Annotated in this window: 13 protein-coding genes; 9 read left to right on the forward strand and 4 right to left on the reverse strand. The window is 60.8% G+C overall.

From position 1 onward, the window contains the following. Positions 1 to 20 precede the first annotated feature (20 nt). A complete protein-coding gene (locus C2U37_RS18815; protein WP_042863798.1) occupies positions 21 to 596 on the reverse strand; it encodes a PilZ domain-containing protein in 576 nt (191 codons plus the stop codon). 76 nt (positions 597 to 672) lie between these two features. On the opposite strand from C2U37_RS18815, the gene C2U37_RS18820 reads away from it, so the two are divergent. Genes C2U37_RS18820 through lolE form a run of 3 tightly spaced genes read left to right on the forward strand, consistent with a single transcriptional unit; the run spans position 673 to position 3,888 of the window. Next, a complete protein-coding gene (locus C2U37_RS18820; protein WP_104452890.1) occupies positions 673 to 1,908 on the forward strand; it encodes a lipoprotein-releasing ABC transporter permease subunit in 1,236 nt (411 codons plus the stop codon). Positions 1,909 to 1,948: 40 nt separating this feature from the next. Continuing rightward, entirely contained in the window at positions 1,949 to 2,647 is a 699-nt protein-coding gene (gene lolD / locus C2U37_RS18825) for a lipoprotein-releasing ABC transporter ATP-binding protein LolD (RefSeq protein ID WP_010674567.1), read from the forward strand. Continuing rightward, positions 2,647 to 3,888, forward strand: a complete 1,242-nt coding sequence (gene lolE / locus C2U37_RS18830; protein WP_039039045.1) for a lipoprotein-releasing ABC transporter permease subunit LolE — start codon at positions 2,647 to 2,649, stop codon at positions 3,886 to 3,888. Before lolD ends, lolE begins: the two co-directional genes overlap by 1 nt. A gap of 130 nt (positions 3,889 to 4,018) precedes the next feature. Here the strand turns inward: lolE and yfbR are convergent, their stop codons facing one another. Then, the gene (yfbR, locus tag C2U37_RS18835; protein WP_010674569.1) at positions 4,019 to 4,609 is read right to left on the reverse strand and encodes a 5'-deoxynucleotidase; all 591 of its coding nucleotides are present in this window, start codon (positions 4,607 to 4,609) and stop codon (positions 4,019 to 4,021) included. Between the two features lie 84 nt (positions 4,610 to 4,693). Next, the gene (locus tag C2U37_RS18840) at positions 4,694 to 5,128 is read right to left on the reverse strand and encodes a YccF domain-containing protein (protein WP_042016081.1); all 435 of its coding nucleotides are present in this window, start codon (positions 5,126 to 5,128) and stop codon (positions 4,694 to 4,696) included. Between the two features lie 430 nt (positions 5,129 to 5,558). On the opposite strand from C2U37_RS18840, the gene tig reads away from it, so the two are divergent. From tig to ppiD, 6 genes are all read left to right on the forward strand, one after another. Further along, entirely contained in the window at positions 5,559 to 6,869 is a 1,311-nt protein-coding gene (gene tig / locus C2U37_RS18850; protein ID WP_104452891.1) for a trigger factor, read from the forward strand. 86 nt (positions 6,870 to 6,955) lie between these two features. Beyond that, positions 6,956 to 7,579: an ATP-dependent Clp endopeptidase proteolytic subunit ClpP gene (gene clpP / locus C2U37_RS18855; protein ID WP_005324106.1), complete on the forward strand. Its 624-nt coding sequence runs from the start codon at positions 6,956 to 6,958 to the stop codon at positions 7,577 to 7,579. A gap of 70 nt (positions 7,580 to 7,649) precedes the next feature. Then, on the forward strand, positions 7,650 to 8,924 hold the full coding sequence (clpX, locus tag C2U37_RS18860; RefSeq protein ID WP_010674573.1) for an ATP-dependent protease ATP-binding subunit ClpX: 1,275 nt from the start codon (positions 7,650 to 7,652) through the stop codon (positions 8,922 to 8,924). 139 nt (positions 8,925 to 9,063) lie between these two features. Further along, positions 9,064 to 11,418, forward strand: a complete 2,355-nt coding sequence (gene lon / locus C2U37_RS18865) for an endopeptidase La (RefSeq protein WP_041215258.1) — start codon at positions 9,064 to 9,066, stop codon at positions 11,416 to 11,418. A 240-nt stretch (positions 11,419 to 11,658) separates the two neighbouring features. Then, a complete protein-coding gene (gene hupB / locus C2U37_RS18870; protein WP_005315375.1) occupies positions 11,659 to 11,931 on the forward strand; it encodes a nucleoid-associated protein HU-beta in 273 nt (90 codons plus the stop codon). Between the two features lie 149 nt (positions 11,932 to 12,080). After that, positions 12,081 to 13,994, forward strand: coding sequence for a peptidylprolyl isomerase (gene ppiD, locus C2U37_RS18875; RefSeq protein WP_161653526.1), 1,914 nt, complete (start codon positions 12,081 to 12,083; stop codon positions 13,992 to 13,994). A gap of 201 nt (positions 13,995 to 14,195) precedes the next feature. Here ppiD and C2U37_RS18880 read toward each other — a convergent pair whose 3' ends face one another. Then, positions 14,196 to 15,788, reverse strand: coding sequence for an ABC-F family ATPase (locus tag C2U37_RS18880; RefSeq protein WP_010674576.1), 1,593 nt, complete (start codon positions 15,786 to 15,788; stop codon positions 14,196 to 14,198). Between the last annotated feature and the right edge of the window lie 114 nt (positions 15,789 to 15,902).

Consider the following 15,902-nt stretch of genomic DNA (forward strand, 5'->3'; position numbering starts at 1 on the left):
TCTTTTGACATGGACCTGGGTTAGCGCTGACGTTCCTGGGCACGCAGCTTGAGCTGTTTCGACTGCACATGCAGGCTGGCGCGCACCAGCAGCTCCCGGTCATCCTCGCGGATGCGCACGTAGTCGAGCACCACGTGGGTGCCATGCTCTCCGGCGTCCCGCTGCACGACCTCGCCGTAGCAGTAGACGGCGGAGGCCTCTTCCCGCAGGAAGATCTTGAGCCGCACGATCTGGTGCAGGGCGGGGGCCTCCCCGTGCCCCTGGTGGGGGTGCAGGTAGGTGAGCTGCCCGGCGCCAAAGCGCAGGGTGTGGAAGCGGTGCTCGGGATGATCCTGGGCTGCCAGCACATAGCCCATGATCATGTCGATCTTGCGGGACTGCTGATTGATGATCTCCACCAGATCGTGCATGGACTCGTTCTGGCTGCGCAGCAGCCGGCTGCTCACCAGATCGATGGAGGTGATGGCGGAGGCGATGCGAAACGGCTCGGGCAACTCGGCCTCCAGGGCCTCCAGCGTCGGCAGACGAAAGTCGGCCGGCATGGGGATCACATTGACCGGCGTGGCATGGGTGACGCTGAAGAACTGTTCCTGCATGGAGGCTATCCCTTGTTGTCATAGACGGTTTCCCTTTATTATCCGGTATCTTATTTCGTTGGCAACGTAGATATCCTTGAAGACCGGACTTTTTCAGCCACTGTCGCTGGCCATCGGCCTGCGTTATGCAGGCTCGCGACGCAGTAACCGCTTCGTCTCCTTTATCTCCCTGTTCTCCACCTTTGGCATCGCCATCGGGGTCGCCGCCCTGATGGTGGTGATCTCGGTGATGAACGGGTTCGAAGGCCAGCTCAAGGGGCGCATCCTCGGGGTGATCCCCCATGTGGTGGTGACCAATCAGGCCGGACGCATCGAGGCCGAGCCCGAAGGTCTGCCCGATCTGGCCGGCTTGCCCCACGTGGTGGCCACGGCCCCCATGCTCGACAGCGAAGGCATGCTGCAAAGCCCGGGTCAGCTCACCGGCGTGAGCGTGCAGGGGATCGATCCCGCCCGCTGGCCCAAGGATGACATCCTGCACGCCCAGATGCTGGGAGGGCGCCTTGACAGCCTGCAGGCCGGTGAATACCACATCGTGCTGGGGCAGGGGGTGGCCAGCCGACTCAAGGTCTCTATCGGCGACCAGGTGCGTCTCATTCTGACCGAAGGTACCCGCTTTACCCCCTTTGGCCGGGTGCCGGCCCAGCGTCTTTTCACCGTCTCCGGCATTTTCGGGGTCGGCGCCGACGTGGACAGCCAGGTGGCCCTGATTGCCCTGGGGGATGCCCAGCGCATGCTGCGCCTGCCCGCAGACAAGGTGGGCGGCATCCGCCTCTGGCTGGACGATCCCTTCGCCGCCGACGAGGTGGTGAAGACCGCGTTGCCGGACGGGCTGGAGTGGCAGGACTGGCGCCGCGAGCGCGGCGAGCTGTTCCAGGCGGTGGCCATGGAAAAACGGATGATGGGGCTGATGCTGGTGCTGATCATCGCGGTCGCCACCTTCAACATCCTCTCCGCCCTGGTGATGGTGGTCACCGACAAGGAAGGGGAGGTGGCCATCCTGCGTACCATGGGCATGAGCGAATCCGGCATCGTCAAGATCTTCATGGTGCTGGGGGCGTCGAGCGGCGTCATCGGCGCCCTGTTCGGGGGGCTGGCGGGGCTGGCGCTCTGCTTCGGCCTCAATCCTCTGCTCAATGCCCTTGGGCTCAACCTCTATATGGCGGCGGGGGGCAGCGGTCTGCCAGTCATCGTCGAGCCGGCCCAGGTTATGACGATCCTGCTGGGTGCCGTGCTGCTGAGTTTCAGTGCCACCCTCTACCCGGCCTCCCGCGCGGCCCGGGTCAAACCGGCGGAGGCGCTGCGTTATGAATAATTCATCTTCTGTTGTTACTGGTGCAAGTGGAGCCCCCGTTATGAATCAATCCGTCTCCTGCGAGCCGCTGCTGCGCTGCCAGGCCCTCAATCATGTCTACAAAGAGGGCAATCTGGAGACCCAGGTACTCAAGGGGATCGAGCTGGACGTCGCCCCCGGGGAGATGCTGGCGGTGGTGGGGAGCTCGGGCTCCGGCAAGACCACCCTGCTGCACCTTATGGGGGCGCTGGACAACCCTTCCAGCGGCGCCGTGCTGTTCAAGGGGCAGGACATCCATGGCTGGGACAGCCGCACCCAGGCGAGGTTTCGCAACCAGGAGCTGGGTTTCGTTTACCAGTTCCACCACCTGCTCTCGGAATTCAGCGCGCTGGAAAATGCGGCCATGCCGCTGCTGATCGCCGGTGAGTCGGTGGCCAGCGCCACCGAGAAGGCGAGCAAGATGCTGGGGCGGGTGGGGCTCTCCCACCGTCTCAACCACAGACCGTCCGAGCTCTCCGGTGGCGAGCGCCAGCGGGTGGCCATCGCCCGTGCCCTGGTCAACGAACCCAGCCTGGTGCTGGCGGACGAGCCCACCGGCAACCTGGATCATGCCAGCGCCACCGCCGTCTATGAGCTCTTGTGCGAGCTCAACCGCGAGCTTGGCACCGCGTTCGTGGTGGTGACCCATGACTTGAGCCTGGCGGCCAAGCTCCACCGCCGGGTCACCCTGGTGAGCGGCATCATGGCGGAGGTCGCCTGATGTTCAAACCGCTGCCCCTGTTCCTGGGCCTGCGTTACAGCCGCTCCCGCCGCCGCAACGGCTTCATCGCCTTTATCTCGGCCTCTTCCCTCATCGGCATCGCCCTCGGGGTGATGGCCCTCATTCTTGGCCTCTCCGCCATGAACGGGTTCGAGCGGGAGCTCAAGAACCGGGTGCTCTCCGTGGTACCCCACGGCGAGCTCATCGGCATGGAGGCGCCACTGCCTGACTGGCCGCGGCTCAGGGACTACCTGCTGGCCCAGCCCGGGGTGGAGGCGGCTGCCCCGGTCATTCGCCTGGACGGCCTGCTGGAGCACGGCTCCGCCCTCAAGGGGGTCCAGCTGCGTGCGGTGCTGCCGGAGCTGGAAGCCAATCTCTCCGATGCGGGCAACTTCATGACGGGGCGGGGCCTTCGCGAGCTGCAGGCGGGTGAACACGGGGTCATCCTCGGCAAGATCATCGCCGACAAGCTGGGGGTCAAGACAGGGGACACCGTCACCCTGCTGCTGCCCCAAGCGGGGGATGCCGCCGGCATCAAGAACCCGAAACGGGAGGCGCTCACCGTGGTGGGGCTGCTCGAGATCGGCGGCCAGCTCGACGGCCTGCTCGGCTTCATGCACCTGGCGGACGCCCAGGCCATCACCGGCATGGGCAGCGCGGTGGAGGGGTTCAGCCTCAAGGTGAGCGACGTGCTCAAGGCCCAGTCCATCACGGTGGCGGCGGCCCAGAAATTCCCGCACTACGTCTATATCAGCAGCTGGATGAGCCGTCAGGGTTATCTCTATCAGGACATCCAGATGGTGCGCACCGTGATGTACGTGGTGATGCTGATGGTGGTGGCGGTGGCCTGCTTCAACATCGTCTCCACCCTGGTGATGGCGGTGAACGAGAAGCGCAGCGAGATCGCCATCTTGAAGACCATGGGGGCGAGCCCGGGCCAGATCCGGCTCACCTTCGTCATCCAGGGGATGGTGAACGGGGTGGCGGGAGCCTTGCTAGGCGCCCTGCTGGGCGGCCTGCTCTCCAGCAAGCTGACCCAGATCCTGAGCGCCATCGAAGGGGTGATCGGGCACCGTTTCCTCAATCCGGACATCTACTTCATCGACTTCCTGCCGACCGAGCTGCACATGCAGGACTTGCTCATCGTGACCGGCGCCGCCATCCTGATGAGCCTGGTGGCGACCCTCTATCCCGCCTGGCGGGCGAGCGGCCTGGTGCCGTCCCGGGAACTGGGGCATTGATGCCCATGGATGTGATAAAGGGCCCTGCGGGGCCCTTTTTATTGTCACTCTTTTGTGGGGAAGCCCCCGAAGTGGCGGTTATCGGAGTAATACGCAGGAGGAGATGATGCCTGGTGCCGTGTTGATGGCATCAATGGGCATTCAACTCATCGAGAGGCAGTGAAAAACTCCCCACGAAGACATCGATGAAGTAGCGCATGGCGGGGTTCATCCTGGCGTCCAGCATCTGCTCGAGGCGCTTTCGCGCGGGCTCGAACTCCCGGTTGCCGACGCTCAGCTCCTCCAGACACTTGGTGTAGGCGCAGAGGGTGTCTGCATCCTTCACCAGGCTGGTGAGGGCCTCGTCCTGGGCGCCGGAGTCGAGCAGGGGGCGAAAGTCCTCGACCAGCTCGGGCGGCAACATGCCCAGCAGGCGCTGCTCGGCGGCAAGCTCAATCTTCTTGTATTCGCGGGCGATTTCGGGATTGAAGTACTTGACCGGGGTGGGCAGATCCCCGGTCAGTACCTCGCTGCTGTCGTGGTAGAGGGCCATGACGGCGGCCCGGTCTGCATCCACCTGAGCGCCGAACAGGCGATTGCTGATAAGGCCGAGGGCGTGGGCCACCATGGCGACCTGCAGGCTGTGCTCGGCGATGTTTTCGGGCTGGATGTTGCGCATCAGGGGCCAGCGGTAGATGAGGCGCATACGGGCGAGGTTGGCAAAAAAATGGCTGGGCAGCATGGAAGACCTCGAATGGGGCAATGAAAAAGGGCAGACCCTAGTCTGCCCTTTTTTCCACCCGCAAGGATAGCCTGAGATGGGCTGTCAGCGGATGTAGCGGCCCGATTCGGCCTCGTGGTTGGTCACTATCATCTGGCCGATGGGGGCAAGGCTGATGAGGGCCAGCTTGAGGTGCTGGATGCCGAACGGGATGCCGACGATGGTGACGAAACAGGCCAGCGCCGAGGCGATGTGGCCGATGGCCAGCCAGACCCCGATGAGCACAAACCAGAGAATGTTGCCAATCAGCCCCAGGGCACCGGTGCCGATGTCGCTCTGGCCCGTCATGCTCTTGCGGCTCACCGCCTGCTTGCCAAACGGGAAGAAGGTGAAAGTGCCGATGACGAAGCAGGCGCGTCCCCAGGGGATCCCGATGAGGGAGATGAAGCAGAGCAGCCCCGCCAGCCACCAGGCCAGCCCCATGAAGACGCCTCCCAGCACGAACCAGAGCAGATTGAACAAGAAGCGGAAAAAGGACATGTGGGTGACTCCAGCAGCACGTGAATTGGCTGTCACCATAGCGAGCCCTGCCGGGGGACGCAATGGCACAGGCGAGAAGGTGGACAATTTGGGTCGCAGCACGCCATTTTTGTGCCTGATTGGCGGCGGATGGCGATCAAAATGGCCCGTTCGCCGTGAAAAAGAGTGAGCCAGTGCAAATTATTGCGGATGGAATGCTTGAACTCGGTGCAAGGCTTCCCCATATAGGAGAAAGTCTTGCGCAAATTGTGCTGTCTGTGCCCCGGATGGGGGATGTGCGGCTCGACGCGACCACTGCACGCCGCTATAATGTCGCGTCATATTTTCTCATCACAAAGACAGTCGTTGTCTTTATAAACAGGAAGACTCCGGGCTTGCCCGGGGGCAATAAAGGGTCAGCACGCAGTGCTGAGTTGAACGAGGTAAAAGAATGCAAGTTTCTGTAGAGACAACCCAGGGTCTGGAACGCCGTCTTACCATCACTGTACCGGCCGCTACCGTTGACGCCGCCGTGCGCAAAGAATTGAATGGCCTGGCCAAAACCCGTCGCATCGACGGTTTCCGTCCTGGCAAGGCTCCGGTTGCCATCATCAAGAAGATGTTCGGTGCCATGGCTCACGCCCGCGTTGCCGATGAAATGATGCAGAACAACTTCATCAAGGCCATCATCGAGAACAAACTGAGCCCGGCTGGCGCCCCGACCATGGATCCGAAAGAGATCAAAGAAGGTCAGGATTTCGAATTCACCGCCACTTTCGAAGTGTATCCGGAGTTCGAAGTTGCCGGTCTGGAGAGCATCAAGGTCGAGAAGCCGGTTGCCACCGTGAAGGACAGCGACCTGGAAAACATGATCGACACCCTGCGCAAGCAGCACGCCACCTGGACTGAAGCCGCTGTGGCTGCCGCCAACGGCATGCGTGTGACCATGGACTTCGTCGGTTCCATCGACGGTGAAGAGTTCGACGGTGGCAAGGCTGAAGGCTTCACCCTGGAACTGGGCGCTGGCCGCATGATCCCGGGCTTCGAAGACGCCATCCTGGGTAAGAAAGCGGGCGACGAGTTCACCATCGAGGTGACTTTCCCGGCTGACTACCACGCCGAAGCCCTGAAGGGCAAGGCTGCCAAGTTTGCCTCCAAGCTGCACAAGGTTGAAGAGCAAGTGCTGCCCGAGCTGACCGAAGAGTTCGTCAAGCGTTTCGGCATCGAGAGCGGCAGCGTTGAAGAGCTGAAGGCAGAAGTGCGCAAGAACATGGAGCGCGAACTGGCCCAGGCCCTGAAAAACAGCGTGAAAGAGCAGGTACTGAACGGCCTGGTTGAAGCCAACCAGATCGATCTGCCGAAGGCTGCTGTTGCCCAGGAAATCGACACCCTGCGTCAGCAGGCTCTGCAGCGCTTCGGTGGCTTCCAGGGCGGCAACGCCCCCGAGCTGCCGGCCGAGCTGTTCCAGACCCAGGCCGAGCGCCGTGTCCGCGTTGGTCTGCTGCTGGGTGACGTCATCCGCACCAACGAGATCAAGGCTGACGACGCCCGTGTGACCAGCATCATCGAGTCCATGGCCACTGCCTACGAAGATCCGAAAGAAGTGATCGAGTACTATCAGCAGAACGAGCAGATGCTGAACGGCGTGCGCAACCTGGCCATTGAAGATCAAGCCATCGATCTGATCCTGTCCAAGGCGCAAGTCACCGAGAAAGAAGTTGCCTTCGACGAAGTGATCAACAAGTCCGGTGCCGCTGCCTAAGAACATTTGACTTAAGGTCAAAACTGTTAAGTATAATGGCTCGTGTGATCTCCACTCGGGCCATTTTATTTTAGGGACAATGCCTTATGTACAAGAACTATAACGATGTGACTGAATCCCCACGCAATGCGCTCATCCCGATGGTGGTAGAGCAAACCGCGAAAGGGGAGCGTTCCTACGACATCTATTCCCGTCTGCTGAAAGAGCGGGTGATCTTCCTGACCGGTCAGGTCGAGGATCACATGGCGAACCTGGTGGTGGCCCAACTGCTGTTCCTGGAGTCCGAGAACCCGGATCAGGACATCAGCATCTACATCAACTCGCCGGGTGGCGCCGTCACTGCGGGTATGTCCATCTATGACACCATGCAGTTCATCAAGCCGGACGTGAGCACCGTCTGCATGGGGCAGGCCTGCTCCATGGGGGCCTTCTTGCTGGCCGGTGGCGCCAAGGGCAAGCGTTTCTGCCTGCCCAATGCCCGAGTGATGATCCACCAGCCGCTGGGCGGCTTCCAGGGGCAGGCTTCTGACATCCAGATCCATGCCCAGGAGATCCTGAAAATCAAGAATACCCTGAACGATCGTCTGGCGTTCCATACCGGTCAGGACATGGCCACCATCGAGCGCGACACCGACCGTGACAACTTCATGTCCGCCGAGCAGGCCGTTGCCTATGGTCTGGTTGACGGCATCCTGAGCCAGCGCGGCTGAGCAGGGTACCCCGTCCTGTTGTAAACTCAGCAGGACGATCCATCCTCTATTGATAAAACGAGGTCGCTGAATGACAGAGAAACGCAAGGGTGAGGGCGACAAGCTGCTGTATTGCTCTTTCTGCGGCAAAAGCCAGCATGAAGTGCGCAAGCTGATCGCTGGCCCTTCCGTCTACGTATGTGATGAGTGTGTCGAGCTGTGCAACGACATCATCCGCGAAGAGATCCGCGAGATCTCTCCCAAGCGCGATGGTAGCGAGCTGCCGACCCCTCATGAGATCCGCGCCCATCTGGACGACTACGTGATCGGTCAGGAGTACGCCAAGAAGGTGCTGGCAGTGGCTGTCTACAACCACTACAAGCGTCTTCGCAGCGGCAGCGAGTCCGGTGGCGTGGAGCTGGGCAAATCCAACATCCTGCTGATTGGCCCCACCGGCAGCGGCAAGACTCTGCTGGCCGAGACCCTGGCTCGTCTGCTGGATGTGCCCTTCACCATGGCCGATGCCACCACCCTGACCGAAGCCGGTTATGTGGGCGAGGACGTGGAGAACATCATCCAGAAGTTGCTGCAAAAGTGCGACTACGACGTGGAGAAGGCCCAGCGTGGCATCGTCTACATCGACGAGATCGACAAGATCTCCCGCAAGTCGGACAACCCCTCCATCACCCGCGACGTCTCCGGGGAAGGGGTGCAGCAGGCCCTGCTGAAACTGATCGAAGGCACCATCGCCTCCGTGCCCCCCCAGGGCGGTCGCAAGCACCCGCAGCAGGAGTTTTTGCAGGTCGATACCTCCAAGATCCTCTTCATCTGTGGTGGTGCCTTCGCGGGGCTGGACAAGGTGATTGAGCAGCGCTCCGTCAAGGGCACCGGCATCGGTTTTGGCGCCGAGGTGAAATCCAAGAATGCCAAGGCAACCCTGAGCGAGAACTTTGCCAAGGTGGAGCCGGAAGATCTCATCAAGTACGGTCTCATCCCCGAGTTCATCGGTCGTCTGCCGGTGGTCGCGACCCTGACCGAGCTTGACGAGGCCGCCCTCATCCAGATCCTGAAAGAGCCGAAGAACGCGCTGACCAAGCAGTATGCCGCGCTGTTTGCCCTGGAAGAGGTGGAGCTGGAGTTTCGTGACGACGCGCTCAATGCCATTGCCCGCAAGGCCATGGAGCGCAAAACCGGTGCCCGGGGTCTGCGTTCCATTGTCGAGGCCGTGCTGCTTGACACCATGTATGACCTGCCCTCCCTGAAAGGGGTCAGCAAGGTGGTGATCGACGAGACGGTGATCAAGGGGGACTCCGCGCCTCTGATGATCTACGACAATCCCGAGACTCAGGCCGCAGCCTCAGAGTAACTGTCTGATTTTTAATCACATAAAGGGGCTTTTTGCCCCTTTCATGCTTTTTACGGCCAAGGCGATTGAATCTCATCTTTGCGCCCCCATATACTCAGCCAAGCCTTTGCCAACGGTATAACAAGCCGAGAGGACATATATGAACCTAGAGCGTTCAGAACGCATCGAGATTCCCGTCCTGCCTCTTCGTGACGTGGTGGTCTATCCCCACATGGTCATTCCACTCTTTGTGGGGCGGGAAAAATCCATTCGCTGTCTGGAAGCGGCCATGGAGCAGGACAAGAAAGTCCTGCTGGTGGCCCAGAAGGATGCGTCGACTGACGAACCGACGGTGGAGGAAATTTTCTCCGTCGGGACAGTGGCCAATATTCTGCAGATGCTCAAGCTGCCGGACGGCACCGTCAAGGTGCTGGTGGAGGGGGGCCAGCGTGCCCGCCTTGAGCGGATGATCGACGATCGCGACTTCTTTGTCGGGGAGGCCCAGTACATCGCGTCCGCCCCCATCGAGGAGAAGGATCAGGACGTGCTGGTGCGCTCTGCCATCGGCCAGTTCGAAGGTTACATCAAGCTCAACAAGAAGATCCCGCCCGAGGTACTCACCTCGATTTCGGCGATTGACGATGCGGCGCGCCTGGCCGATACCATGGCTGCCCACATGCCGCTCAAGCTCGAAGACAAGCAGAAGGTGCTGGAAATCGCCTCCGTGTCCGAGCGCATCGAGTTTCTGATGGCCATGATGGAGTCGGAGATCGATCTGCTGCAGGTCGAGAAGCGCATCCGCTCCCGGGTCAAGAAGCAGATGGAGAAGAGCCAGCGGGAGTATTACCTCAACGAGCAGATGAAGGCCATCCAGAAAGAGCTGGGTGAGCTGGAAGATAGCCCGGATGAATTCGAAGCCCTCAATCGCAAGATTGAAGAGGCCGGGATGCCGGAGGATGCCCGCGAGAAGGCCCAGGCCGAGCTCGCCAAGCTCAAGATGATGTCCCCCATGTCGGCGGAAGCCACCGTGGTGCGCAGCTATGTGGACTGGATGGTGCAGGTGCCCTGGAAGACCCGCTCCAAGGTCAAGAAAGACCTGGGCAAGGCCCAGGAGGTGCTGGATGCGGATCACTATGGCCTGGACAAGGTCAAGGATCGCATCCTCGAATACCTGGCAGTGCAGGCGCGTGTGAACAAGCTCAAGGGCCCCATCCTCTGCCTGGTCGGGCCTCCCGGCGTGGGCAAGACCTCCCTGGGCCAGTCCATCGCCAAGGCCACCGGCCGCAAGTATGTGCGCATGGCCCTGGGTGGGGTGCGTGACGAGGCGGAGATCCGTGGTCACCGTCGTACCTACATCGGCTCCATGCCCGGCAAGCTCATCCAGAAGATGGCGAAAGTCGGCGTGAAGAACCCGCTGTTCCTGCTCGACGAAATCGACAAGATGAGCTCGGACATGCGTGGCGATCCCGCTTCCGCCCTGCTGGAGGTGCTGGATCCCGAGCAGAACAGCAGCTTCAACGATCACTATCTGGAAGTGGATTATGACCTGTCGGACGTGATGTTCGTGGCGACCTCCAACTCCATGAACATCCCGGGTCCGCTGCTGGACCGGATGGAAGTGATCCGTCTGTCCGGTTACACCGAGGACGAGAAGCTCAACATTGCCAAGCAGCACCTGGTGGCCAAGCAGATCCAGCGCAACGGCCTGAAGCCTTCCGAGATCACCATTGAGGATTCGGCGCTGATCGGGGTGATTCGCTACTACACCCGCGAGGCGGGTGTGCGCAGCCTGGAGCGTGAAATCTCCAAAATCTGTCGCAAGGCAGTCAAACGCATCCTGCTGGACAAGAGCATCAAGCATGTTCAGGTCAACCAGGAGAACCTCAAGGAGTTCCTGGGGGTACAGCGCTTTGACTATGGCAAGGCCACCGACCAGAACCAGATTGGTCAGGTGTGCGGGCTGGCGTGGACCGAAGTGGGGGGCGATCTGCTCACCATCGAGACCACCAACATGCCGGGCAAGGGCAAGCTCACTTACACCGGTTCCCTCGGTGACGTGATGCAGGAGTCCATCCAGGCGGCCATGACGGTGGTGCGGGCCCGTGCCGAGAAGCTGCGTATCAACGGCGACTTCTACGAGAAGCGCGACATCCACGTGCACGTGCCGGAAGGGGCGACCCCGAAAGACGGCCCGAGCGCCGGTATCGCCATGTGTACCGCCCTGGTCTCCAGCCTCACCGGCAACCCGGTGCGTGCCGACGTGGCCATGACGGGTGAAATCACCCTGCGTGGCGAGGTGCTGCCCATCGGTGGTCTCAAGGAGAAACTGCTGGCGGCCCACCGTGGTGGCATCAAGCGTGTGCTGATCCCGAAAGAGAACGAACGTGACCTCGAGGAGATCCCGGCCAACGTCAAACAAGATCTTGAAATCTATCCGGTTCGCTGGATTGATGAGGTGCTTGCACTGGCGTTGCAGGACAATCCGCAAGGTTTCGAACGCGTTTCTGTCGTGTAAATGTTGATGCGCCGCAAATTTGGCGCATTCGGGGGGTGGTTAAGGCTTGCATGCACCGGACAACGGAAGTAGCCTTGACCACCGATCGGGTACTCATGATGAGTCGCAATGCGTGATGTGGCGCGGGTTTGCGCCAGATTGTCACTTGCAACTGATCAGGAGGCTTGTTATAAAACCTCCACTTGTTGTGGCCAGGGAAATCAGCGCCGCAGCGATGTTCGATAAAAGGGGAATATAAGAGTGAATAAATCTCAACTGATTGACAAGATTGCAGACGGTGCTGATATCTCCAAAGCTGCCGCTGGCCGTGCGCTGGATGCCTTCATCGATGCCGTGGGCGAAGCCCTGAAAGAGGGTGACCAGGTTGCTCTGGTTGGTTTCGGTACTTTCGCCGTTCGCGAGCGTGCAGCCCGTTCCGGCCGCAACCCGCAAACTGGTGCGACCATCGAAATCGCTGCCGGTAAAGTTCCTGCCTTCAAAGCCGGCAAGGCCCTGAAAGACGCGGTCAACTAAGCCGGTCGCTGATATCTATCGGCACCGTCCTTGGTCTCTGACCAGACAAGTGAGAGGGCTCTCCCTCATACTGCTTGACCAAGGCGCATCGCAATCGGTGCGCCTTTTCATTATTTACGCCCATCGAGTTCGGGAGCATAAGTACAAACATGATGTTGGATAAACTACGCGAAGGGGCGCAGGGCAAGGTAGCCAAGGTTATCTTGGGCCTGATCATCCTCTCCTTTGCCTTGGCCGGGGTAGGCAGCTACCTCAATGGCCCGGCACGTACCGCCCCCGCCACCGTCAACGGCAATGACATCAGTGCCCCCGCACTGGAGAATGCCTACCGCAATGAGCGGGCCCGTATGGAATCCCAAATGGGTGAGGCCTTCAACCAGCTGGCCGCCAATCCCGATTACATGAAACAGTTCCGCCGTGGCGTGCTGGACCGTCTGATCGATCAGGCGCTGATCGATGACAAGGCCCGCTCCCTGGGTCTGCGCGTCAGCGATGAGCAGATCAAGCAGGCCATCGTCGCCATGCCCGAGTTTGCCGAGAACGGCAAGTTCAGCAATGACCGCTACCTGCAGCTCATTCGCCGTGCCGGCATGACCCCCGAGATGTTCCGCGACTCCCTGCGCCAGGACATGGTGCGCCAGCAATTGATGGGCGCCGTGCTGGGATCGGAGTTCGCCCTCAAGGGTGAAGCAGAGCAACTGGATCGTCTCTACAACCAGACCCGTGACCTGCGCCTGATCCGTCTGGCCGCTTCCGCCTATGTGGGCGGGATCGAGGTGAGCGATGCCGAGGTGGAGCAGTTCTACAAGGCCAACAGCGCTCGCTTCATGAACGACGAGACGGTCAAGGTCGACTATCTGCTGCTCGATGCCGCGAACCTTGGCAAGAACATCAAGGTCACCGAGCAGGATGCCCAGGATTACTACGACCAGCATCAGGATCTGTTCCAGCGTCCCGAGCGCCGTCAGGTGGCGCACATCCTGATCCCGTTTGGCAAGGATGAAAAGGCCGCCGAGCAGAAAGCCGAGGCCGTGCTGGCCAAGGCCAAGGCAGGTGACGATTTCGCCGCGCTGGCCAAGGCCGACTCCTCCGATACCTTCTCCGCGAAGAAGGGCGGGGAGCTCGACTGGTTCGAGAAAGGGGTGATGGATCCTGCCTTCGAGAAAGCCGCGTTCGCGCTGGCCAAGGCTGGCGATCTCTCCGCCGTGGTGAAGAGCCCGTTCGGCTTCCACATCATCAAGCTGCTGGCCGTCGAACCGGCCAAGACCAAGCCCTTCGTGGACGTGATGAGCGATACCATCGCCCGTCTGCAGTCTGAGAAGGCCAAGGAGCAGTTCTTCGCCGAGCAGCAGAAGATGGCCGACAGCAGCTTCGAGAACCCGGACTCCCTGGACTTGACCGCCGAAGCCATGGGCCTCCAGGTGCAGTCCACCGGCTATTTCAGCCAGGCCGATGCGCCCACACCGCTCAATGATCCCAAGGTGCTCTCCGTGGCATTCTCCGAACAGCTGCGTGATGACAACACCAACTCCGACGTGATCGAGCTGGCCGACGGCAAGGCGCTGGTGCTGCACATCATGGGTCACCAGCCGAAGGCGGCCAAGCCGCTTGCCGAGGTGAAAGAGCAGGTGATCACCGCCATCAAGCACGACAAGGCCAGTGAAGTGGCTCGTGGCAAGGCCCAGGGTCTGCTGGACAAGCTCAAGGCCGGTGAGAACGTTCAGGCCGACCTGACCGCGCTGGGTCTGAAAGTGGATACCCATACCGGCGTATCCCGTTTCGCCCAGGAGATGGATCAGAACCTGGTGACCCAGGCGTTCCGCATGCCCCATCCGATCGATGGCAAGCCGAGCGTCGAGCTGGTGACCGAAGCCAACGGTGATCGTGTGGTGGTGGCGCTGGACAAGGTCAACGTCATCAAGGAGCCGTCCCAGATGGTGAGCCTGCTGCAAGGTCAGCTGGGTCAGGGCAAGGCACAGGCCGACTACAAGTCGCTGATCGACGAGCTGCGCAAGGCGGCCAAGATCGAATACTTCACCGACGTGGAAGCCACTGTCGAGTAAGTCAGCCTCACGGCCCCAAGTGTGAAAACGGCTCCATGATGGAGCCGTTTTTTTATCTGCACGCGGCACAAGGGAGAGCTGCTGCCCGCTCGCAGGGGGGATACGTCGTCCTAGTTTGCATCCCGCTCGGCGTTGCCAGCAGGCATAAAAAAACCGGCGCACGAGGCGCCGGTTCTGATCGCTTTGCTTGAAGGCGGGGGATTACACCACACCCTGGGTGCGCAGGTAATCCTCGTAGGTGCCGCCGAAGTCGCGGATGCCGTCTTCGGTCAGCTCCAGGATGCGGGTCGCCAGGGAGGAGACGAACTCGCGGTCGTGGGAGACGAAGATCAGGGTGCCCTTGTACATCTCCAGCGCCAGGTTCAAGGATTCGATGGATTCCATGTCCAGGTGGTTGGTCGGTTCATCCATGATCAGGATGTTGGGGCGCTGCATCATCAGCTTGCCGAACAGCATCCGGCCCTGTTCACCACCGGAGAGCACCTTGACCGGCTTCTTGATGTCGTCCTGGGAGAAGAGCAGACGACCCAGCACGGAGCGCACCGCCTGCTCGTCTTCGTTCTCCTGCTTCCACTGGGCCATCCAGTCGAACACATTGAGATCGGTGTCGAAGTCTTCGGCGTGATCCTGGGCGTAGTAGCCGATCTGGGCGTTCTCGGACCACTTGATGGTGCCGGTATCCGGTGCCAGGGCACCGACCAGCGTCTTGATCAGGGTGGACTTACCGATCCCGTTGGTACCCAGGATGGCGACCTTCTCGCCCACTTCCAGCATCATGTTGAGCCCCTTGAACAGGGGACCGTCGCCATAACCCTTGGAGACGCCTTCGATCTCCAGGATGTTGCGGTAGAGCTTCTTGTCCTGCTCGAAGCGGATGAAGGGGTTCTGACGGCTGGATACCTTCACTTCCTCAATCTTGATCTTGTCGATCTGCTTGAGGCGGGAGGTAGCCTGGCTGGACTTGGAGGCGTTGGCGCTGAAGCGGGAGACGAAGGATTGCAGATCGGCGATCTGGGCCTTCTTCTTGGCGTTGTCGGCCAGCAGGCGCTCGCGGGCCTGGGTGGCAGCCAGCATGTACTCGTCGTAGTTGCCCGGGTAGACCCGCAGCTCGCCGTAGTCCAGATCCGCCATGTGGGTGCAGACGGAGTTCAGGAAGTGACGGTCGTGAGAGATGATGATCATGGTGCTTTCACGATCGTTGAGCACCTGCTCCAGCCAGCGAATGGTGTTGATGTCCAGGTTGTTGGTCGGTTCGTCCAGCAACAGGATGTCGGGGTTGGAGAAGAGCGCCTGCGCCAGCAGTACCCGCAGTTTCCAGCCCGGGGCCACTTCGCTCATCGGGCCGTTGTGCTGCTCGATGGGAATACCGGCACCCAGCAGCAGTTCGCCTGCGCGGGATTCGGCGGTGTAGCCATCATATTCGGCGACCAGGCCTTCCAGCTCGGCGGCCTTCATGTAGTCGTCGTCGGTCGCTTCCAGGTTGGCGTAGATGGCATCGCGTTCGGCGATGGCGGCCCACAGCTCGGTGTGGCCCATCATGACCACGTCCAGTACGCGCATCTCTTCGTAGGCGAACTGATCCTGGCGCAGCTTACCGATGCGCTCGTTGACATCCAGGCTCACATTGCCGCCGGTGGGTTCGAGATCGCCGCCGAGGATCTTCATGAAGGTGGACTTGCCACAGCCGTTGGCACCGATGAGGCCGTAGCGGTTGCCGCCGCCAAACTTGACGCTGATGTTCTCAAACAGCGGCTTGGCGCCGAACTGCATGGTGATGTTGTTGCTTGAAAGCACTGGAATGTCCCGGTTGGTCTGTCAAATGGCGCGCATTATGGCACAGATCCCCCGAAAGTTTTAGCAGGAACTGTGATCTGGCCCCATTGCAGGGGGGAAGATTTCACGACCAGG

Origin of the sequence: Aeromonas sp. ASNIH1 (genome assembly GCF_002934285.1) — a bacterium.
Classification (GTDB): Bacteria; Pseudomonadota; Gammaproteobacteria; order Enterobacterales; family Aeromonadaceae; genus Aeromonas; species Aeromonas caviae.